General features: G+C 62.7%; 20 protein-coding genes and 1 pseudogene. 10 read left to right on the forward strand and 11 right to left on the reverse strand.

Annotated elements, in window-relative coordinates; all coding sequences use genetic code 11:
* Positions 1 to 14: 14 nt before the first annotated feature.
* From ACE10W_RS22285 to ACE10W_RS22295, 3 genes are read right to left on the reverse strand one after another with little or no spacing between them, the layout of a single operon-like run.
* Positions 15 to 1,193, reverse strand: coding sequence for a trans-acting enoyl reductase family protein (locus ACE10W_RS22285; RefSeq protein ID WP_011087741.1), 1,179 nt, complete (start codon positions 1,191 to 1,193; stop codon positions 15 to 17).
* 9 nt (positions 1,194 to 1,202) lie between these two features.
* Complete coding sequence (locus ACE10W_RS22290) at positions 1,203 to 1,985, reverse strand: DUF169 domain-containing protein (RefSeq protein WP_375761966.1); 783 nt, start codon at positions 1,983 to 1,985, stop codon at positions 1,203 to 1,205.
* A 60-nt stretch (positions 1,986 to 2,045) separates the two neighbouring features.
* Positions 2,046 to 2,813: a YdcF family protein gene (locus tag ACE10W_RS22295; protein WP_375762770.1), complete on the reverse strand. Its 768-nt coding sequence runs from the start codon at positions 2,811 to 2,813 to the stop codon at positions 2,046 to 2,048.
* Positions 2,814 to 2,980: 167 nt separating this feature from the next.
* Between ACE10W_RS22295 and ACE10W_RS22300 the strand changes: the two genes are divergently transcribed.
* From ACE10W_RS22300 to ACE10W_RS22310, 3 genes are all read left to right on the forward strand, one after another.
* The gene (locus ACE10W_RS22300; RefSeq protein WP_011087744.1) at positions 2,981 to 3,922 is read left to right on the forward strand and encodes an acetamidase/formamidase family protein; all 942 of its coding nucleotides are present in this window, start codon (positions 2,981 to 2,983) and stop codon (positions 3,920 to 3,922) included.
* 201 nt (positions 3,923 to 4,123) lie between these two features.
* Positions 4,124 to 4,321 (forward strand): hypothetical protein, encoded by a 198-nt coding sequence (locus ACE10W_RS22305; RefSeq protein ID WP_007603456.1) that lies wholly within the window; start codon positions 4,124 to 4,126, stop codon positions 4,319 to 4,321.
* A 73-nt stretch (positions 4,322 to 4,394) separates the two neighbouring features.
* Positions 4,395 to 4,871, forward strand: a complete 477-nt coding sequence (locus tag ACE10W_RS22310) for a GcrA family cell cycle regulator (RefSeq protein ID WP_161534745.1) — start codon at positions 4,395 to 4,397, stop codon at positions 4,869 to 4,871.
* A gap of 264 nt (positions 4,872 to 5,135) precedes the next feature.
* Here the strand turns inward: ACE10W_RS22310 and ACE10W_RS22315 are convergent, their stop codons facing one another.
* Positions 5,136 to 6,692, reverse strand: coding sequence for a porin (locus ACE10W_RS22315; protein ID WP_375761967.1), 1,557 nt, complete (start codon positions 6,690 to 6,692; stop codon positions 5,136 to 5,138).
* A gap of 407 nt (positions 6,693 to 7,099) precedes the next feature.
* On the opposite strand from ACE10W_RS22315, the gene ACE10W_RS22320 reads away from it, so the two are divergent.
* Positions 7,100 to 7,606, forward strand: a complete 507-nt coding sequence (locus ACE10W_RS22320) for a MarR family winged helix-turn-helix transcriptional regulator (RefSeq protein ID WP_028171658.1) — start codon at positions 7,100 to 7,102, stop codon at positions 7,604 to 7,606.
* Between the two features lie 15 nt (positions 7,607 to 7,621).
* Here ACE10W_RS22320 and ACE10W_RS22325 read toward each other — a convergent pair whose 3' ends face one another.
* From ACE10W_RS22325 to ACE10W_RS22335, 3 genes and pseudogenes are all read right to left on the reverse strand, one after another.
* Entirely contained in the window at positions 7,622 to 8,737 is a 1,116-nt protein-coding gene (locus tag ACE10W_RS22325) for a S9 family peptidase (RefSeq protein ID WP_028171657.1), read from the reverse strand.
* Between the two features lie 272 nt (positions 8,738 to 9,009).
* Complete coding sequence (locus ACE10W_RS22330; RefSeq protein ID WP_375761968.1) at positions 9,010 to 9,981, reverse strand: SDR family NAD(P)-dependent oxidoreductase; 972 nt, start codon at positions 9,979 to 9,981, stop codon at positions 9,010 to 9,012.
* Between the two features lie 294 nt (positions 9,982 to 10,275).
* A pseudogene (locus ACE10W_RS22335) lies at positions 10,276 to 10,637 on the reverse strand (dihydrodipicolinate synthase family protein); the annotation flags it as partial.
* Positions 10,638 to 10,965: 328 nt separating this feature from the next.
* Between ACE10W_RS22335 and ACE10W_RS22340 the strand changes: the two are divergent.
* Positions 10,966 to 11,205 (forward strand): hypothetical protein, encoded by a 240-nt coding sequence (locus tag ACE10W_RS22340; protein ID WP_027547402.1) that lies wholly within the window; start codon positions 10,966 to 10,968, stop codon positions 11,203 to 11,205.
* A gap of 132 nt (positions 11,206 to 11,337) precedes the next feature.
* Here the strand turns inward: ACE10W_RS22340 and ACE10W_RS22345 are convergent, their stop codons facing one another.
* Positions 11,338 to 12,312, reverse strand: coding sequence for an alpha/beta fold hydrolase (locus tag ACE10W_RS22345; RefSeq protein ID WP_028171654.1), 975 nt, complete (start codon positions 12,310 to 12,312; stop codon positions 11,338 to 11,340).
* 122 nt (positions 12,313 to 12,434) lie between these two features.
* On the opposite strand from ACE10W_RS22345, the gene ACE10W_RS22350 reads away from it, so the two are divergent.
* A complete protein-coding gene (locus tag ACE10W_RS22350) occupies positions 12,435 to 13,058 on the forward strand; it encodes a TetR/AcrR family transcriptional regulator (RefSeq protein ID WP_375761969.1) in 624 nt (207 codons plus the stop codon).
* 1,174 nt (positions 13,059 to 14,232) lie between these two features.
* On the opposite strand, the gene ACE10W_RS22355 is transcribed toward ACE10W_RS22350, so the two are convergent.
* Positions 14,233 to 14,889, reverse strand: a complete 657-nt coding sequence (locus ACE10W_RS22355; RefSeq protein ID WP_375761970.1) for a phosphoribosylanthranilate isomerase — start codon at positions 14,887 to 14,889, stop codon at positions 14,233 to 14,235.
* Positions 14,890 to 15,067: 178 nt separating this feature from the next.
* Positions 15,068 to 15,814: a class I SAM-dependent methyltransferase gene (locus ACE10W_RS22360; RefSeq protein ID WP_074076895.1), complete on the reverse strand. Its 747-nt coding sequence runs from the start codon at positions 15,812 to 15,814 to the stop codon at positions 15,068 to 15,070.
* Here ACE10W_RS22360 and ACE10W_RS22365 point away from each other — a divergent pair.
* The 4 genes from ACE10W_RS22365 to ACE10W_RS22380 all read left to right on the forward strand — a co-directional run bounded on the left by ACE10W_RS22365 (position 15,754) and on the right by ACE10W_RS22380 (position 17,709).
* Positions 15,754 to 16,038 carry a hypothetical protein gene (locus ACE10W_RS22365; RefSeq protein WP_028171650.1) on the forward strand — a complete coding sequence of 95 codons (285 nt, stop codon included), beginning with the start codon at positions 15,754 to 15,756 and terminating at the stop codon, positions 16,036 to 16,038. The two genes, ACE10W_RS22360 and ACE10W_RS22365, sit on opposite strands and share 61 nt — an antisense overlap.
* Positions 16,025 to 16,435 (forward strand): hypothetical protein, encoded by a 411-nt coding sequence (locus ACE10W_RS22370; protein ID WP_375761971.1) that lies wholly within the window; start codon positions 16,025 to 16,027, stop codon positions 16,433 to 16,435. The genes ACE10W_RS22365 and ACE10W_RS22370 overlap by 14 nt, the downstream gene beginning before the upstream one ends.
* Before the next feature lie 140 nt (positions 16,436 to 16,575).
* The gene (locus ACE10W_RS22375) at positions 16,576 to 17,361 is read left to right on the forward strand and encodes an outer membrane protein (RefSeq protein WP_028171648.1); all 786 of its coding nucleotides are present in this window, start codon (positions 16,576 to 16,578) and stop codon (positions 17,359 to 17,361) included.
* A 63-nt stretch (positions 17,362 to 17,424) separates the two neighbouring features.
* The gene (locus tag ACE10W_RS22380) at positions 17,425 to 17,709 is read left to right on the forward strand and encodes an addiction module antidote protein (protein ID WP_038966330.1); all 285 of its coding nucleotides are present in this window, start codon (positions 17,425 to 17,427) and stop codon (positions 17,707 to 17,709) included.
* Positions 17,710 to 18,070: 361 nt separating this feature from the next.
* Here the strand turns inward: ACE10W_RS22380 and ACE10W_RS22385 are convergent, their stop codons facing one another.
* On the reverse strand, positions 18,071 to 18,583 hold the full coding sequence (locus ACE10W_RS22385) for a phasin family protein (protein WP_060913124.1): 513 nt from the start codon (positions 18,581 to 18,583) through the stop codon (positions 18,071 to 18,073).
* Positions 18,584 to 18,692 lie beyond the last annotated feature (109 nt).

Raw genomic sequence — 18,692 nt, forward strand, 5'->3', positions numbered from 1 at the left:
TCTGTGATGCGGCCCTATCCCTCCACCTCGAACGTCAGCCCAGCGTGGTCCTGCAGCCGCTTGATCAGCCTGTGCTGCATCGCCGCGCCCGGGGTCCAGAAGCCGGCAGCGACGTCCGGCGTGTCGCGCAGCATGCAGATCGCACATTCCGAGATCATCTTGGACGTCGAGCCGTAGCCGGGATCGCGGTCGCCGGTGACGCCGGCGCGGACCATGCGGCCGTCAGGCGCGATCGCGACATAGAGCAGATTGAACAGACCGTTCTCCCGCTCTTCCTTCGACGGCCCCTCACCCGGTTTCGGCGCCTTCGGACCGGTCTTTTCGGCGTTGACGGCCATGACGCGCTTCGCATTGGCCTCGCCCTTCTCGCCGGGACCGGTCAACACCATCTCGTCGTAGACGAACTCCTGGCCGTAAGGGAATCCCATCAGCATGTTGGAGCGATGGACGTTGCGCGTGTTGATCAGCGCCATCATGAACGGCGCGGCCCAGGATTGCAGATCCTCCTCGAACGCCGCCTTGTTGCCTTTCGGCTGCTTTGGTCCGGCAAACCCGGGCGTCAGCGCGAAGTGGTCGTTGAGAATGGCGACAAGGCTGAGATCTTTCGCGACAGCATCGAAGGTCGCTTTCGCACTCGCCGCGGTGCCACCCGACAGCGTCCCGCGCATGTCGCGCACGCGGCCCTTCACGCGCGCAGCCGCTGCGCCGAACACGCGCTTGGCTTCCTCCTGGACGAAGAACGTACCGAGCTCGAACGGCACGGAATCATAGCCGCAGGAAAACACGATGCGCGCGCCGCTCGCCTTGGCCGCCGCCTCGTACTTGTCGATCATCTGCCGCATCCAGACGGGCTCGCCGCAGAGGTCGAAGTAATCCGTGCCGCCAGCGACGCAGGCCGCGAGCAGCTCTTCGCCATAGATTTGATACGGACCGACCGTCGTGATCACCGACTTGGTCTGCGCGACCATTGCCTTCAGCGAGGCGGCATCGGACGCATCTGCCACGATCAGCGGCGTATCCGCGGGCGCGCCGATCGCCTCGCGCACCGATTTCAGCTTGTCGAGGCTGCGGCCCGCCATCGCCCATTTCAGCGCCTTGTCGTCTTTGTAGTGCGCCGCCAGATATTCGGCGACGAGCTGGCCGGTGAAACCGGTCGCACCGTAGACGACGATGTCGAATTTCGCAGAGCTCATGACTGGCCTTTACTTTTTCGCGTAACTCACGCCCATGCCGGCACGGACGTCGCTTTGAATGCCATAGGGCGGAATCGGATAGCGAAGGCCGTTCTTCGCCAGCGCCTTCATGCCCAGGATCGCCTTGGCGAGATGCGAGGGCTTCAGGGCCATCAGCATCTCCTCGTCCGGCACGCCGCCATAGCGCCGTTCGGCATAGCATGGCAAGGACAGGCTGGGCTCCCCGGTCTTGAGCGCCCGCCCCCACGAATCCGCGCAAGCGGTCTCCCCGACCACGCCCCATTCGAACTTCTTGTAGCCGGTATATTGCAGCCCGTTGATCAGGATGATCATCTGCCCGGGCGTCGCATAGACGAGGCAGATGTCGGGCGGATCGAGCCGGCCGCTGGCGAGCGGGCTGACCGCGAGCGCCTGATAGTGCCCGAACGGCACCACGTCCAGCGCCTCCTGGCGCTTGCGCGTGTCCTCCGCCGTGCCGTGCCAGACCCCGACGTAATTTTCGCCGGCGAGCCATTTGTCGTCCTGGGGGCTAAGGCCAATCACCGCGCGGCACTGGCTACCTACGAGATCGTCGGCGGTGATGCCGACGGTCCACCCCAGACGCGCGGCCATGCTGACGACCTGGTCGGTGGTGTGGATCGCGTTCGGCCGCCGGATTTTCGGGATCGCTTCCATGTCCGCGGCGCGTGCGAACAGCTTCATGCCGATCACCGTGGTCTTCAGCCGCAACAGGCTGTTGAGATCGGCGACGAGGCCGGCAAGATCGATGTTTTCAGCGCTCTGCTGCTGCATGGCGTCCTCCGGGCCGGCGATCGTGCGCCGGTGCTGTGTTCTTGTTTTGCGCCTCTCGTTCTAGTCCTTGCCCGGCCCCGGAAGCAACTCGCCGGTCCGGCCCATGACACGGTAAGTCAACAGGCCGATCCATTCGCGCATGGCGACGTCGGTCCTGCCGAGCCCCTCCTTGCCGTTATGGGTGAACGCGAAGAGATCGTCACGCCCGCCCATTCGCCAGTCCACCGGATAGGCCTCGACGTCAAATCCGGCCTTGTGAAAGATCCCCATCGCGCGCGGCATGTGGAAAGCCGACGTCACCAGGAGCCAGCGCTCGCCCGGCTTCGGCGACACCAATTGCTTGGTGAAGACCGCATTCTCCCAGGTGTTGCGCGAGTCCCGCTCGACGATCAGGCGCTCCTTCGGGATCCCGAGGCTTTCCAGGATCGGCGCGGAGTAGTCGGCCTCCTTCGCATCGGTGGAGACGAGGTTCGCCGAGCCGCCGGTGAAGACGATGCGCGCATTCGGAAAGCGGCGCGCGAGCTCGGCCGGTGCCAGCATGCGATCGGCTGCGGACGCGACCACCGGCGTGCGATGCGCGGCCGACAGATCGGTGTCGACGGAGCCGCCGAGCACGATGATTCCGTCGGGCGCGCCCCGCGACGGGTCCCACTTCGGAAAGCGCGACTCCAGCGGATAAAGCAGGAGGTTGCCCAGCGGCGAGAACGCGGCGAGCGCCAGCAGGACCAGCGTGGTCACCGCAAGCTTGCGGCCGAGCGCCGCAAAGCGCGTCAGCATCAGCACCAGCGACAGGATTCCGAGCTCGACCAGAAGATTGATCGGCAGCAGCGCCGTGCCGAGGGTCTTGGAAAGAACGAAATACAGGGGGAGCCTCGCTGGAATGATCGGGTCATGCGCGGGCTTGACCGGCCCGTCCATCTTAAATCTTCTTGAAAGAGGATCGATCGCCCGGTCAAGCCCGGGCACAGCAGTTCAAACCGAACGGACGGCCGCAAATGACCCATCATCACCTGCATTCAAGCCCCGAAACCTGCCATTGGGGCTTCTTCGAAGCCGCGCTCGAGCCCGTCCTCACGGTCAAGAGCGGCGACGAGGTGACGGTCGACACCATCAGCGGCAGCCCGGACGTGCTGCCCGACCGCGACAAATTTCACATTCCGCCGGAGATGCACGAGGTCCACGCGAAGAGTGAGCGCATGCTGCCCGGCCACATCCTCACCGGACCGATCGCGGTCGAGGGGGCCGAACCCGGCGACGTGCTCGCGGTCGAGATCCTCGACGTCCAGCTCCGGCAGGACTGGGGCTGGAATCTGATCAGGCCGCTGTCCGGCACCCTGCCCGACGATTTCCACGAGACGCGCATCCTCAATATCCCGCTGGATCGGACGCGAATGGTCGGCCGCATGCCCTGGGGCCTCGACCTGCCGCTGAAGCCGTTCTTCGGCGTGATGGGCGTTTCGCCGCCGCCGGCCTGGGGCCGTATCTCCTCGCTGGTCCCGCGCGCCATGGGCGGCAATCTCGACAACAAGGAGCTCGGCGCCGGTGCGACACTGTACCTGCCGGTGTTCGTCCCGGGGGCGCTGTTCTCCTGCGGCGACGGCCATGGCGTGCAGGGCGACGGCGAGGTATGCGTCACCGCGATCGAGACCGCGCTCCAGGGCCGCTTCCGCCTGACGCTGCGCAAGGACCTCAGGCTCGACTATCCCCGTGCCGAGACGCCGACGCACTACATGACCATGGCGATGGACCCCGATCTCGACCAGTGCGTGGTGCGCGCGCTGCGCGACATGATCGCGCTGCTCGGCGAGACGCGTAACCTGTCGCGCGAGGACGCCTACACGCTGTGCAGCCTGGCGGCCGATCTGCGGGTGACCCAGACCGTCAACGGCTCCAAGGGCATCCATTGCATGATCGAAAAGGCGATCGTGCACGGCTGAGCCGCCGGCGCCTTCCCTGCCCCGTTGACGCCACGCCGCCGCCCGGTCTGCCGCGCGGCGCGCCGTGCCGTGCCCGATTTCTCAAGCGATTCCAACGAGCTGAAACGCCGATTCAGTCCGGATTTGACTTCCGGCCCCGAACCTAAATAGAGTCTTAATCGTTACTTTTATGTACTCGAGTAAGAGGCTAGCGTTCGGGCCATGGCCACCGAAAAAGCCGAGACTGACCGCATTCCCGTAACCTTGGCGCTCTCGACCATCACCTATCTGGAGAAATTGGTGAGACAGGGCACCCACGGCACCAGCGTTCCCGGCGTCGCACGGACATTGATCGAGGAAGGCATCCGTCTCGCCATCAAGGACGGGCTTTTGTCGATTCGCGACAATGGCAGGACGTGAGCGCGCGCCGGACGTGAGGCGGACGGATCTCGAGAGGCGGATGGCCGACATCTGCAACCTGGGACCGTTACAAATGCCTGTTCTCTCACCAACCTGGACTGACGAACGAATTGAACTTCTGAAGCAACATTTCGAGGCCGGCCTCTCCTGCCGCGAGATCGCCGCCGACATCGGCGTCAGCCGCAACGCGGTGATCGGCAAGCTGTCCCGGCTCAATCTGACGCGCAGCCGCGCGGTCGAAGACCGCAGGCTCGAGCGGAGCCTTGCGCCACCGCGTACGAGGAGAGCCGTGCCGCGGCTGCAATACGAGATGCTCGCCACCATCTACGGCGAGACCGACGCGCCCGTGATCGCCGGTCCAATCGACGACGCCAATCGCTGCTCGCTGCTGGAGCTGTCCGAGAACCGCTGCCGCTGGCCGATCTCGACGCCGGGTGAAGACGATTTCTGCTTCTGCGGCAATACTGCGCCCGACGGCCAGTCGTATTGCGCCGGCCACAGCCGCCTCGCCTACCGGCCGAACTCGCGCGCCCGCATGATGCGCGGCTGAGGCCGCACGTCCCAAAAACGAAAAACCTCCGGCGGGGCATCACCGGAGGTTTCTGGAGGCTTAGCGTGAAGCTAAGAGCCGCAACTTTCGTATTTGGCTGAAAGCTATATAGCTTAGTAACTCAGGTAAGTAAATAAGTTTGAGGCGATCGAATCGCATGGCTCGTCTTCGTCGCCTGCACAGGCTGCCGGATTTTCCGAAGGCCCAGCAGAAAGCCCCGGCGGTGTCCCGCCGGGGCTGCGTCAGATCCGAAAGCCCTGAAGCTTACCAGTTGCGCTGGGCGCGCAGCAGCAGGCTGTAGGTGTCCTGATCCTTCAGCTCATAGGTTGCCGCAGGCTTGGCAACGCCCGTGAGCGCCGGGGTCGTGATCACGCCCGAGTACTTCTGGTCGAGATGGCTGTAGGTGAAGTCAGCCGAGAAGGTCAGGTTCTTCACCGGCGTCCAGCGGGTGATGACGCCGACCTGGCCGATGTTGAAGTCCGGATTGCAGGTGCCGGTCAGGGTGGCGAACGCGGCGCTGCCGCAGATCAGGCCCTTGGCCGTGCCGCTGTAGTTGACCGCAGCCCACGCGCCGTAGAGCGCCGTGTTCCAGTACGGGCTCCAGTTGTGGGTGTAGGCACCACGGAAGCCGTAGGTCTTGGTCAGCTCGAGGCCGCCGCCCGGACCGAACACCGCGTCAGACACGCCGGCAAAGCCGATGCTCTGATACGCCGCGTTGGAGCTGCCGAACATCGAGTAGCTGGTCGCGGCCAGCTCCTGGAAGTTGTAGCGGCTCGCACCGTCGGTATAGACGCCTGAGATGTTGATCACGTCGCCGGCGCCGGTCGGGATGTTCTTGATCTGGAGAGCGAGCTGAACGGCCCAGCCCCACTTGTCTTCCGGATGGCCGGTGACTTCGCTCGCGCCGTAGTAGCCGACATGGTTGTCGTGCGCGGCGACCGACGCCTGGAACAGGCCCCAAGCCTGATCGACGCGGACCATGCCCACGAGGTCGGGAGCCCGGGTGCCGCCGAGATCGTTCGAGCCGTAGGCTCCGCCGAGGACGCCGGTCGTGGACATGCCGGCGGTGTTCCAGATGTTGGTCTGGAAGACCTGGGTCTGGTCCTGCGCCGAGAACGCGGCCGTCACACCCTGGCCGAAATCGGCCGTGTAGGTGAACTGGGTAACACCATTGGTGGTGCCGCTACCGCCGACCAATTGGTCGAAGTTGTTGCCGGGATAGTTGATCCAGGGCGCGTCGAACTGCGACACCGCCTTACCCATCGTGAAGCCGGCGAACTGGATGAACGCGTAGTAGACGCCGAGGGCGCCGCCCGAGAGGTTGCCGTCGGTGCCGTTGACGTTGCCGCCGCCCGAGCCCGTGAGACCGGTCCCCGCGGCATTGAGGCCGATCGTGCCGCTGTACTGGGTCGCGCCCGTGCCCGAACCGGTACCGCCATAGTTGCCGGTCGTCCAGGTGAAGACCGCATCGAAATAGGTGCGGACGACGCCGTATTCCGTTGCGGTGCGCGTGTCGATGTTGAGATCTTCACGAGCGCGCATCGAGTAGTAGTTGGTCAGCCGGTTGTTGGCCGCGAACACGCCGTTGTACTGGGCACTGTAGTTGCCGCCGGCATTGAGCGCCACTTCGGCACGCAGATAGCCGCCGAGCTTGATGCAGGTGTCGCTGCCCGGGATGTAGTAGAAGCCCGCGCCATAGAGCGTGCAGATCTTGACGTACTCGACCGCCTTGGCCTTGACCGGAAGATCGGCCGCCTGGGCTCCACCGACGGCGATCAGACCCGCCGCAGTGCCGAGCAAAAGGCTCTTCACCACTTTCATATAAAACCTCCAAGTTGCTCATTTTACGGAGACCGGACCGTGAGGCCCCCCAGATCCCCGTCTTTTCAAATCCGCTCGGCCGCTTTGCGCTTTCGGACACACCCGCATTCGACGCGAGGGACGTGAGCGAACCACCTGCAACGGGACGATCGAGTACCCCCCACCGTCGCGCACCACTATGCCTGCGCCATTACGCTAATTAAAATAGTTTATTTGGTAAGCTTTGTAGTTTCACTAAACCTGTGCCCCGGGCGCCACACCCGGGCGGACCAAATATGCTGACCTGCTCATCTTTGTAATTTTAGTGACAAAATTACCCTGCTCTGCACTTGCGTCAGAGCAGGCTTGCGTGGACTATGGCCTTCCACGAACACTGGCCTGAAGAATCAGTTCACGGGAGTGACGCTGTGTCCGCGACGAGGAAAGAAGGAGCGCGCCTGCGCCCCATCGGCAACCTGGATCTCATCAGGCGCTTCACCTGGGAGATATCGTCGATCAACATGTATCTCGAGGAGCTGCGTCAGTTCTGGGCGAGGACGCTCGGCATCAGCGGCCCGCAATGGCTGATCCTGATGGCGATCTCCGACCTCGACAAGGACGACGGCGTACCGGTCAACGTGGTCTCCAAGCTGCTCCACGTCGATCCCTCGTTCGTCACCACCCAGTCCAAGCTGCTCGAGAAGAAGGGCCTGCTCCGCCGGCGGCCCTCGCCGACCGACGCCCGGGTCGTGCGGCTGTCACTGGTCGACAAGACCCAGAAGCACATCGCGAGCCTCAACGAGCAGTACAAGACGATTCGCGAGTTCGTCTTCCAGGAGTTCGACGAGAACGAGCTGACGGAATTCACCACCAAGCTCGCGACGCTCAAGAACCGGCTCGAAAAGGCCTGCGTCAGGATATCGCTCGACTTCTGAGACGCGAGGCCGCGCTCAGCTCCGCCGACCGGCGGCGCCGAGCCGCGATTCCAGCCAGTCGAAGATGTATTCGTTGGCGAGACTCGGATTGTCCGCATGGGCCTGCGCCGCGCCGGTCTCCGCCGCGGTGAACACCTTCAGCACGATATCGGAGCTGCCGAGCCGGGATTTCTGGACGATCTGACGCGCCCGGTCGGCCTTGAGCCAGCCATCCTCGCCGAGCGTGATCAGCACCGGACAGTCGGCGCTGGAGGCCATCAGCGGCGCATGCGGCACCGGGACGATGCTGAGGTCGCTCATCGCGAAGCGGCTGGCGAAGAACGATCGTTCGTGCAGATCCCACAGGCCGCCATCGCAGACGGCGGCGGCGAGCCGCGGCTCCTGCAACACCGCGCGCGCCACGAATGAGGATCCCCACCCGTCCGCCACGATGGCGACGCGATCGAAATCGACGTCGCCGCGCGTTTCCAGATAATCCATGACGCTCGCGATCGAGCTCTCGAGATCGCGGCGCTGCAGGAGCGTATCGGTATAATCGTCGCGCTGGTCGCCGAGCAGGTCGAGCGCGAGCATCGACAGTCCGCGCTCGCGCGCATGCGGTGCGAGCTTGAACAGGAATTCCTCCTTGCGGTGTCCCGGCTCGCCGATGCAGATCACGGTCGGCGCCCGTCCGCTCGCCGACGCCGCGGGCAGGAAGTAGCCCTGCAACGCATGATCGTCGACCCAGGGAATCGTCACGACCTCGCCGGCCGGTGCGCGCGCCGTCAGGTAGCGGCGGGCGCATTCCTGCATCGCCAGCACCGCAACCCAGCGCCGCTCGTCGGCCTGATCGAGCGGCATTGCCGCTGCACCGTAGTAGTTCAACGCCCGCAGCCAGTTGCGCTGCGCGGTCGCCATGTGGCCCTCCGCGAACGCGGCCTCGGCGCGATGCCGGTTGGCCTGCGCAAGCCGCTTCCACTCGCGGTGCCAGGATTGCTCGTCGCCCCGCTTGAGCTGCCGCGCGATCATCAGGCATTCCGCGATCGTGGCGCCGCCCTCCTGGGCTGCGGTCAGGAGCCGCGTGAATTCAGCGGAGATGTCCTCTCTCTCCGGGCAAAGGGACCAGTCGTCGGAGAGGCATGCGGGTATCATCGGAGCTACGCTCTATCATCGCGTTACCCCTGATTCACTAAACTATTTTGGTTCGCCAACCAAGCCGCCGTGCGCGCCATTACAGGTGTTTGAGATCACCATCGCTTGAACGATGATTGAACGATGCGCCGCGCCGCATGCGTGACATTCCAATTCGTCATGAGGCCGCGAATATTGGCAAGAGCTGGCACGTCAAATGACCTGCGCACCTCTTGCCATGATGATCATCATACCTATATCCGCGCCTCGCTGGTCACAACAGCGAAGTAGACTCAGCCGAGCCGCCAGCCGACCTCCTGCGTAAAGCTCTCGTAGAAGGCGCGGTCATAGGCCTGCTCGGGCGTTGCGCGCACGCGCTCGTCGAGGCGTTTGGCGTCCTCGCCCACGAGGATGCGCCAGCGCTCCGCCTTGACCCCGTCGAGGATGATCTTCGCGGCCTGCGCAGCCGTCGTCGGAGCATCCTCCAGGAAGCTGCGGGCGCGCTCGGCGAACGCCGCCTGGATGTCCTCGTCCGACATCTTGTCGGCATCCGGCACGCCGGCCGCGACCATGCGCTTGCGGGTCAGCGCGACCTCGTCGGCGTTGAGCCGCTCCGACCCGTCCGTGCTCTGCACCTTGCGCGAATTGGAGACGATCGAGGTGCCGATATGGCCGGGCATCACCACCGAGCATTTGACGTGCGGGGCATGCAGGCGGAGGTCGTTGATCAGCGCTTCGGTAAATCCCTTCACCGCAAACTTGGCGGAGCTGTAGGCGGTGTGCGCCTGTCCCATGCCGATCGAGGCCCAGAAGCCGTTGACGCTCGCGGTGTTGACGATGTGGGCCTCGTCCGCCGCCACCAGCATCGGCAGGAAGGTGCGCACGCCGAGATAGACCCCGCCCCAGCAGATGTTGAAGGTGCGCTCCCACTGCTCGCGCGTGTTGGTGAACAGGCTGCCGCCGCCGCCGATGCCGGCATTGTTGAACAGCAGATGAATCTTGTCGGTCTTCTGCTGCTCGGCGAGATCGTCGCGAAAGCGCTTCAGGTGATCCTCGATCGCGACATCGGCAACATGCGTCGTGACGCGCAGGCCCTGCGGCAGCTTCTCGACCTCGCAGAGCCGCCTGGTCTCGGCCATTGCGGCCTCCGAGACGTCGCACATTGCGACATTGCAGCCTTCGGCCACGAGCTGTCGCGCGAGCTCGCGTCCCATTCCCGTGCCACCGCCGGTGATGACCGCGATCTTTCCTGCAAAATCCTTCATGGGACTTTCGGCCCCTCCCTTGTCGGTATGTTTCTTCAGAGCATGATCCGAACCCGGAGGGCCGCGTTAGCGCAAAGTGTGAAGCGGTTTTCCGAAGAGATCATGCTCAAACAATAACCTAAAGCGCGATGACGATTCATCCCAATCTCATCGCGCTTTAGCGCCGCTCATCGCAGCGCGCGCAAAATGTAACAGCGCCGCATCCGCAGGTAAAAGCGGATCGGCGCTGCCATCTTCGCCATCGTTATTTCGGCGGACGGACTATTCGGCCGCTTCGACGCACGGCCCGTTCAACGCACCGAGCGCCTCCTCGTCCGGCTCGAACAAATAGTGCACCGGCGTGACCTGGAGCGCGGCGACATTCATGTCGCGAACCAGCTTGCCGCGGCGGATCGCATCGCGCGTGGAGTCCACGAGGATGCCGGCGATCACGGGAATGCGCCCCTTCCCGCCTCGACCGTCGCGGCCATCAGGTCGCGATATTCCTCGTGATCGAGCGTGCGCCCCTCGCCGGTCGAACCGCCGGCGGCGACGCCGTGTGCGCCGGCGCCGATCATCCAGTCGACCTGGGGCGCCACGAGCCCAAAGTCGATCTCGCCGTCTTTCCGGAACGGCGTCGTCATCGGCGGGATCACGCCGGTCGGACGTACCTTCATGTTCTGCCCTCGCGTTTCCATAACCCTTGTGGCGGTCCCGCTCTTTTGACGAGTATCCGCCCGCTTCGAAGCCTATTGGCTGTGCAAGCCCTGTGAAGGGCCGCCCGCGCGGCGCAGCCCCGCAGAATCCAACATTCCTGTGATCACCCCCTCTGGTTCCCGTATTTGTCCGGCTTCGGGTTAAGGGCAATTTTTTTACAATCCGAATCATCAAATGGGGGTGGACGCTGGGTCGAGTCGGCCAGGTCAGCGTGTTGTTTGTGTCACAGGCTCTGGCACTCCGCTTGCATCCTCTTCGTGGTCAGAAACTACCGATGAGGTGACAGGAATGTTCGTGACCGTCGTTGCCGTGCTCTGCCGGCTTGGTGCATCTGCCTCGGGCGCTTGCGTCGAGGAAATCGTGACCGACAGCAACATGACGCCCGAAATGTCGATGATGCAGTGTGCAATCGGCGCACAGGCACCCTTGGCGAAGTGGATGGGCGAGCATCCGATCTATCACGCCAACTGGCGCCTCGAGCGCTACAAATGCGTGCCGGGTCACTACGAGATCAAGGGCCACGCCTAAGGCCCCGCAAAACTACTGATATCAAGACGACTGAGGAAACGCCCCGGGGGCCGCCTTTCTCCTCTGCGCGGGCACCGCTGGCGCCAGACCCATCGCGGCGGCGCGCTTTGTGACTATCGTCACGCTCTTCCCTCAAGCAATCGCACGCAAGATGATCGCGCGCGCCTTTCGCCCCTCCGGCGTCGGCATCAGCGCATAATTGTGCGGCTGGTTGCGGAGCAGATGCAGCTCGACCGGCACACCAACCGCCCTCGCCCGCTCCGCAAGATCGACGCTGTCGGGGTAGAGCAGATCGCGAGTCCCTGCGAAGATCGTCATTGGCGGCAGCGAACGGAACGCGCCGTTGAGCGGGCTGACGAAGGGATGGCCGACATCGAGCTCGCCGGCATAGAGGCGTCCCGCCTCGATGATCCCCGGAATGTCCTGCATCGGATCGCGCGCCGCGATCTCGACCTGCTCCGGACGGCTGACCGACGCATCCGCGGCGGGCGAGATCAGCACCATCAGGTTCGGCTGCCGATGTCCGCGATCACGCAGCCACTGGCAGGCGGCGAGCGCCAGGCCCGCGCCGGCCGAATTGCCGACCACCGTGACCTTTGCAGGCCCGGCATCTTCCAGCAGCATCCGCAACAGCTCGGCCGTCGCCGGCACGACGTCCTTCGCGGTGACGCGCGGCGCGAGCGGATAGATCGGCACGACGCAAACGACGCGCGCCTCGCGCGTCATCTGACCAATGAGCCGCCAATGCGCCGGCACGATCTCGTTGATGAAGCCACCGCCATGCAGGAACATGACGTAGTTGCAGCCCTCATGGCCGGAAGACGGCGCGGTGTAATAGACCGGCCATCCGCCCATCCTGGTCAGCGTCACCTCGACACCGCGGCCGAGCCCCGTCGGCTCATGCGAGGCCGGCTGCAAGGCGCGCTTGTGCACATGCGCCTGCACCGCCTCGGCGGATGCGAGCTGCTTCCTGAACGGAAGCAGCCTGAGCAGCACGTTGAAGCAACGGCTCTGCAAGCTCGGCGCGGGATCACGCTGCGGCGGCGCATCTAGCGCGCGGCCGCCAGGGCAAAACTGCAACGCCGACACGATCTTCGCAACGCTCATTGGCCACCTCCCCTCCGGGCTCTCCCGACGCGGCGGCAAAGACGCTTGCCGACCCGTCGCCACTTGCGGATATAATGCGAGCATTCACTCGCTTTTCCTACTCGCATTCGGACCGCTGGCCCATGGCGCGCAAACCACCGACAAAACCCCGGAAAAACGCCTCCCAGAAGAGGTCCCGCGCCACCGTCGACGCACTGGTCGAGGCAACCGCTCGCATTCTGGTCCGCGAAGGTTTTGAGAAGGCGAGCACCAACCGGATCGCCGAAGTCGCCGGCGTCAGCGTCGGCTCGCTCTACCAGTATTTTCCGGGCAAGGAGGCCCTCGTCGCCGCCGTGATCGACCGCCACAACGAGGAGATCATGGGCATCGTCCGCTCAGCGCTGACCGAGGTCGCCGACATGCCGATCGAGAAGGCGATGCGAAAACTCGTGAGCGTCGCGATCGAGGCCCACCGCATCGATCCGAAACTCCATCGGGTGCTCGCCGAGCAGATCCCGCGCACCGGCCAGCTCAAGGACGTCGAGGCCTTCAACCGCGAGGTCCACACCCTCGTCCGCGCCTATCTCGAAAGCCGCCGCAACGAGATGCGCAAGATCGACCCGGCCCTTGCCACCTTCATCTGCGTCAGCGCCATCGAGGCCGTCGCGCACAACACGGTGCTGAACCACGCCGAGATGCTGTCGGAGAAGACGGTGCGGACGCTGGTGGACGAGACGACGAGGATGGTGGTGGGGTATTTGAGGTAGGTGGAACGACGTCTGGAGAGTGGACGCCTACAAGAACGTTGGAAAGCTAGGACTGAGCATAGGAGAGAACTCCGCTCCAAACTTTCGCTCCGCGAAGCTTGGGGAATTAAAAAAGGACGCGAAGACCGCCCTGTACCACTCTACCGCATCAGCCGGCGGCAATGCGTCATCAGCCACTACCGGTTGCGCGCCTCAGTCGTCCCAGACGCGCTTGCCGCAGCCGCATTCGAACATGCGAGTAATGGCTCCGCTCTCAGAGTCCACCACCGCTCGGACAAGCTTCATTTTCTTGCCGCAGATGCGGCACGTTCTGGTTGAGTTGTCCTCGACAACGCAAATCTTCTCAGCACGGAATATTTCCATGAGTCGCGCCCCCCGTCTGAGGTGACCTGGTGGAGATTGCAAACTGACTGAAGCAGGGAAAGTAGAAGAACTGCGTAACGAGCCCCTGCGGGCAGTTTGCGACTGTCCAGGAAGCGAATCAAGACGCGCCGGCTATTCTGACGACCCCTTTTGGGTACCTCATCAGGATGGCCCGAGTGCCGGAACGGAGCGATCCGTTAATCCTCATCAGAGCTGGGTCTGATGTAATCCCTATGCAAAACGGTTGGTCGTTGGGCACCATCGAACAGAACGGTGATGCCGGTTGTACGTTGGCCTAGGGCGACAACGACGCCAACCTTGTCAGCCAGGTCTGGGCAACGAATTTTTCCGATTTCGCTGAGCTTAAAACGCGCGCCGACTTCAATCCTATTTGTTCTCAAATCCATGGTTGCGCCTCGCAAAGAGACCGATCGAAATGAAACAGAGTGGTGGCAAAGTTCCTCAAAAATACCGGTGACTATGGCGACTCATTGTTTCAAGAGTATTTCGTAATTCGAGAATTAGACAGCGTCGCAGACAGGTGCTTGGAGCAACAACTGGTAACCCCGTAAGGCCGCCTCGGTTGGCGGGAAGATTGAAAGCAACCTCGGCAAGCTCCCCGCCCCTGTCTGGTGGTCTAGGCCGTCGAGCGGGGAGCTGCCGCGCCAGCCCCGCACCAAAACAAGCTAAAAACGTGCCAGACGCAGAGCCCGCGTTTGCCGCTAGGAAGGTGGGCGTTGGCGCATTGGGCGCATTGCGATTGCTGTTCCGGGTCAGATCTGACGCGATGGGCCAAGAAGAGAGGTGCGATCTAACCGCTCGTCGCAGCGCGATAGAAGGCTTCTACCTTCCTCAGGTCTTTTGAGTGAGTGCCCTCTCGATCCGTTCTTGTTTTCGAATCAACGCCGGCAGGTCGCACCGACCGAATAGCTTCCTTGACATTGTCCGGTCCGAGGCCACCAGCAAGTATGACCGGGGTGCGAACACTCTCCACTATCGTTCGACTGATGCTCCAGTCGTGCGTCACCCCTTGCGCGCCGATTTGCACATCACCTGTCCGATGACTGTCGAGCAGGATCCAATCGACAACCCCATCATAAGCTTGCGCCACGCCTACTGCCTCAGGTCCCATGACAGGTACGCTGCGCATGAATTTGGTCTTCGGCAGGGACTTTCGCAGCGCCACGACAAGATCAGGCGTAAGCAATTCGCTGGATGCGCCAAGATGAACAATGGGCGGATCAAGCTCTCTCGCCATCCGTTCGATAAGAGCGACATCCGCCGAAAGGAACAGCGCGGAAACTACGGACGGCGCCCGCACCATCTTCATAACCGCTAACGCCTTCTGAACCGGAAGCTCCCGGGGGAAGGCTCCATCGCCGACGAGCACGCCGACATGATCCACGCCGATTACCGATATCGCCTCGGCTTCCGCAGGTGTCGCGACTTCGTAAATTTGCGTCAGCATTGTCTTACACGCTGCCACCACTCAGTTGAGTAGACAGGATGGGCTGGTCCTGGGTCAACGGCCGTTTTGGGTCAATCGCGTCGGTCGGGCGCTCGGCCAACCGCTTCTGATCGCGATCGTCCTTGCTGGCGACGCGCTCCCTGGCGCGAAAAGAATAGGCCGGGCGGCGGGCGTGGTGTCAGCGAGTGCCGGCGGGATCCCTGCAAGCAACGATGTCGCGGGGAGATTTTCGACCCGCGACCTCCGGCGGAGAGAATACTGCGAGGTACCCTCCGTCCCCTTCGAGCTTGTATGTGGCGACCTCGCGATAGCCGACGGCGGTCAATTCGCAGCGCAGGAGCTCAATTGGCGTGCCATGCTTCGACGTCGGAAGCTCAAGGTCGACAATTCCGACCCGTGCACCCTGCTTCAAGGCGGGCGCGAGATTGTAGAGGAAGGCATAGGGTTGGGCTATCTCGTGATACATGTGCACGAGGATTGCGGCATCCAGCGAGGAAGCGGGCAGACGCGGGTCGTGTGGTTCGCCGAGCGCGAATTGCACGTTCGTCAACTTCAGGAGTTTTGTTCGCCTGGCGAGTTCTATGAGGTAATCCCGCGTGACGTCCTGGGCAACAACAGAGCCGGCGGGTGCGACGAGGTACGAGAGTCTAACCGTATGGTAGCCACTGCCCGCACCAATGTCGCCGACTGTCATGCCAGGTTTCAGTTCAAGAACACGTGCGATCTGGCCGGCCTCATTGAGAGCGTCGCGGTGCTCTTCGGCGGCGCGGCGTGGGCTGACAATTCGTGCGACGGGGCGCTGCGGTGAGGGAAACTCGTTTGCAGCGACTCCGGGAGGAGCCAGATAACCTATGTCAGCGGCATATGCGCGAGTTGCAGCAAACGCCACAAGTAGCGTCGCTGCCGCTGTCGCGATGTTCCACACCCTACAGCACCTGGCTCACCAACCAGAGCGCGATCGAGCAGCAGAGCGCAATTCCAAGGTACGGCAATGCAATTGTCATCGGTTCCTCACTGACGAATTCCGATGCTGAAACGCTAGCGAGATTCGCATATTCGCAGCCGCGTGACTATCCCGTTCGCATGCACCGCGCGTTCGCGTTCTGCCTGGCCACCGCCGCCAAGGCGGTGCCTGATGGCCCCGACTGAAATCAAATATGACGCCTACCGCTCGCGCGTCGAGCGCAACGGCAAGACCGCCCGGCTATTCACCCGCAACGGCCACGACCGGACCACGCGCTTCCCCTGGATCGTCGAGGCCGCGCTGAAGAACCGCGAGCAGCAATTCGTCATCGACGGCGGGGCTGTGGTGCACGGCGTCGACGGCGTGTCCGACTTTAACGCCCTGCATTCGCGCTGGCACGACAACGAGGTGCAGCTCTACGCATTCGACGTTCTCGCGCTCGGCGGCGAAGATTTGCGCCAGCTGCCGCCCAGTCTGCGCAAGGCAATGTGGTCTCACATATTCCACGGGCCCGGATACTCTTGGCACTCTCGACATCATACGCACGCTAACGTGCGTTTAGTTCCACTCAACCATCTGTAAACGTTGAGAATTTCGGCCAACCTTTGGCAACGAGTGTGGCATGCGGGCTACAGCAATTATCAACCATCGACTTACTCTTTGTCAGGCAGGTGGGCGAACGCGCCAATTCATTGAACTCGTTACTCTGGGGAGATACTCGCATGAAGAAGGTTCTTGCGGCTGCGGCCGGAACATTGGCTCTCGCTCTGGCGGCTCCCGCCGGTGCGGCGGATCTGGCCGCCCGGCCGTACACCAAGGCCCCGGCGCCGATGGTCGCCGCCATCTACGACTGGAGCGGCTTCTACATTGGTATCAACGGTGGCGGCGGCTCCGCGCACAGCTGCTGGGACTTTGTCACGCCAGTTACCGGCACCCTCGTCGGTGAAGGCTGTCACAACGCGACTGGCGGCACGGTCGGTGGTCAGGTCGGCTATCGCTGGCAGTCAGCAAGTTGGGTGTTCGGTCTTGAAGGCCAAGGCAACTGGGCCGACTTCTCCGGCGACAACATCAGCCTCCTGTTCCCGGGTAGCGCTCTGGTCACGGGCGACCGCAATCGGTCACGGATCGATTCCTTCGGTCTCATCACGGGTCAGGTGGGCTACGCCTGGAACAGCGTTCTGCTCTACGTGAAGGGTGGCGCGGCTGTGGTCGGCGATAAGTTTGACATCTACGCTGCTCCCGGCACTCCCGGTGCTGGCACATTGCTAGCCTCAGGTCGCGACACGCGCTGGGGGGCCACAGTTGGCGCCGGCCTTGAGTTTGGCTTTGCGCCGAACTGGTCGGTCGGTGTTGAGTACGATCACATCTTCCTGGGCCATCAGACGAGAGACCTCACGGTCCCTGGGACCGGGTTGTTATTTCAGACTAATCGCATCAGCCAAGATGTCGATATGGGTCTCGTGCGCCTGAACTATCGGTTCGGCGGCCCTCTCGTCGCGAGGTACTGATTAGCATTATGCAAACGAACAAGGCCGGCTCTTTGAGCCGGCCTTGTGCGTTGGGAGGCTCGAGTGACGAAGACTTACCGACCAGTCACACCTTCGCAGCTCGCCGATGAGCTGAACCAAGCATTCGCCTCGGCCGAACCTCACACAATCTCCAGGGCGATCGGACAGGCCCTCAAAGATTTCAACATTTCAGAAATCTCGAAAAAGGCCGAGCTGCAGCGTACGAGCATTTATCGTGCTTTCGGCAACGAACAGCTTCCGAATTTTTCTACCGTCCTGGGGGTACTCACGGCTATGGGCTTGCAGCTGAAGGTAGCCCCCAAACGCGGCGGGCATGCGAGCTTCTGATCCGCCAGATACGCCTCTGAGCTTTTTTTGTGCCTATACGTGGCGATGCAGGCCCCAAAACGCGATCAGCAGGAGAGCTGCGGCCCCAATTCCCAGCAATAGGAGAATGGCTTCCAGCATGACGAATCAAGCTCCGCCCGCCCCTTTGGAACGATACACCTTGCCGGGTTTAGTCACCAAGGCCCGCCAGCGTGAACCGGCGGGCCTCCTGTGAATTCGGCGACCTCCGAGATCATCGGGAACATGATGCGCAGCGCGCGGTCATTGCGCGACGATGGAGAGGCCGGCGTTCCTGGGGCAGCGCCTTGTCGCCGCCGAGGATCAGAACGACAAGCTTTGCCGCAGCGGGTACGGCTTGCAGTTATCGTCCCGGCAGAGCCGTGAGCTCTCGGGGCGGCTTGATGCGCCAGAACGGATATGCCGCCAGTTCTTTCGAATGCTGCGCGAACATATCGACCCGTCTGCTTGTAAATTCCGTAATGACGCCGAAAAATTCAGTTGGTGACCTGATCGTCGCAAGTCTCAGGCCGAATTCAAAAGCAAATTGCGCGTTGGCCCCGGCTATCTCAAGAAGCTTCGCTTGATACGCCTGCATGTTTGCCGTCGCTAATGCAAAGCCGTTCGTTGGATCGCTATCCGTCATTCTCTGACTGAGGTCACCTGGTAAGGTATCCATCCGAGGCTCAATGATAGAAACCTCGTGTTTAGGATCATCATGAAGCTCGGGAGGCGGTTCGACCGAGACTGCCGCAGCAGAGTGAAGTAAATTCTCTTTCGGGCTTCTAACAATGGCCTGCTTGTTCCGTTGGGCCCGCGCGGCCATTTTCGGATTGCGGGCGCGCTTTGGCGCTGTCGCCGGTTTGCGTTTGCTCATCTGACGCTCCACGAAAATGGGGGGGCGACCAAAACGGTCACTTCTGAAAGGACAACAGGCTTTGTGACGTAGCGTTCCAAACCCGTGCATCGTTGGAGTCCCGCATCAA

This window comes from Bradyrhizobium sp. B025 (genome assembly GCF_042257955.1).
Taxonomy (GTDB): domain Bacteria; phylum Pseudomonadota; class Alphaproteobacteria; order Rhizobiales; family Xanthobacteraceae; genus Bradyrhizobium; species Bradyrhizobium diazoefficiens.

Coding starts and splice junctions, on each gene's coding strand:
- ACE10W_RS22350 (WP_375761969.1), top strand. CDS start 12,435: ATGGCGCGCAAACCACCGACAAAACCCCGGAAAAACGCCTCCCAGAAG.
- ACE10W_RS22285 (WP_011087741.1), bottom strand. CDS start 1,193: ATGAGCTCTGCGAAATTCGACATCGTCGTCTACGGTGCGACCGGTTTC.
- ACE10W_RS22290 (WP_375761966.1), bottom strand. CDS start 1,985: ATGCAGCAGCAGAGCGCTGAAAACATCGATCTTGCCGGCCTCGTCGCC.
- ACE10W_RS22330 (WP_375761968.1), bottom strand. CDS start 9,981: ATGAAGGATTTTGCAGGAAAGATCGCGGTCATCACCGGCGGTGGCACG.
- ACE10W_RS22300 (WP_011087744.1), top strand. CDS start 2,981: ATGACCCATCATCACCTGCATTCAAGCCCCGAAACCTGCCATTGGGGC.
- ACE10W_RS22375 (WP_028171648.1), top strand. CDS start 16,576: ATGAAGAAGGTTCTTGCGGCTGCGGCCGGAACATTGGCTCTCGCTCTG.
- ACE10W_RS22315 (WP_375761967.1), bottom strand. CDS start 6,692: ATGAAAGTGGTGAAGAGCCTTTTGCTCGGCACTGCGGCGGGTCTGATC.
- ACE10W_RS22385 (WP_060913124.1), bottom strand. CDS start 18,583: ATGAGCAAACGCAAACCGGCGACAGCGCCAAAGCGCGCCCGCAATCCG.
- ACE10W_RS22325 (WP_028171657.1), bottom strand. CDS start 8,737: ATGATACCCGCATGCCTCTCCGACGACTGGTCCCTTTGCCCGGAGAGA.
- ACE10W_RS22365 (WP_028171650.1), top strand. CDS start 15,754: ATGCGCGAGTTGCAGCAAACGCCACAAGTAGCGTCGCTGCCGCTGTCG.
- ACE10W_RS22310 (WP_161534745.1), top strand. CDS start 4,395: ATGCCTGTTCTCTCACCAACCTGGACTGACGAACGAATTGAACTTCTG.
- ACE10W_RS22345 (WP_028171654.1), bottom strand. CDS start 12,312: ATGAGCGTTGCGAAGATCGTGTCGGCGTTGCAGTTTTGCCCTGGCGGC.
- ACE10W_RS22305 (WP_007603456.1), top strand. CDS start 4,124: ATGGCCACCGAAAAAGCCGAGACTGACCGCATTCCCGTAACCTTGGCG.
- ACE10W_RS22370 (WP_375761971.1), top strand. CDS start 16,025: ATGGCCCCGACTGAAATCAAATATGACGCCTACCGCTCGCGCGTCGAG.
- ACE10W_RS22355 (WP_375761970.1), bottom strand. CDS start 14,889: ATGCTGACGCAAATTTACGAAGTCGCGACACCTGCGGAAGCCGAGGCG.
- ACE10W_RS22340 (WP_027547402.1), top strand. CDS start 10,966: ATGTTCGTGACCGTCGTTGCCGTGCTCTGCCGGCTTGGTGCATCTGCC.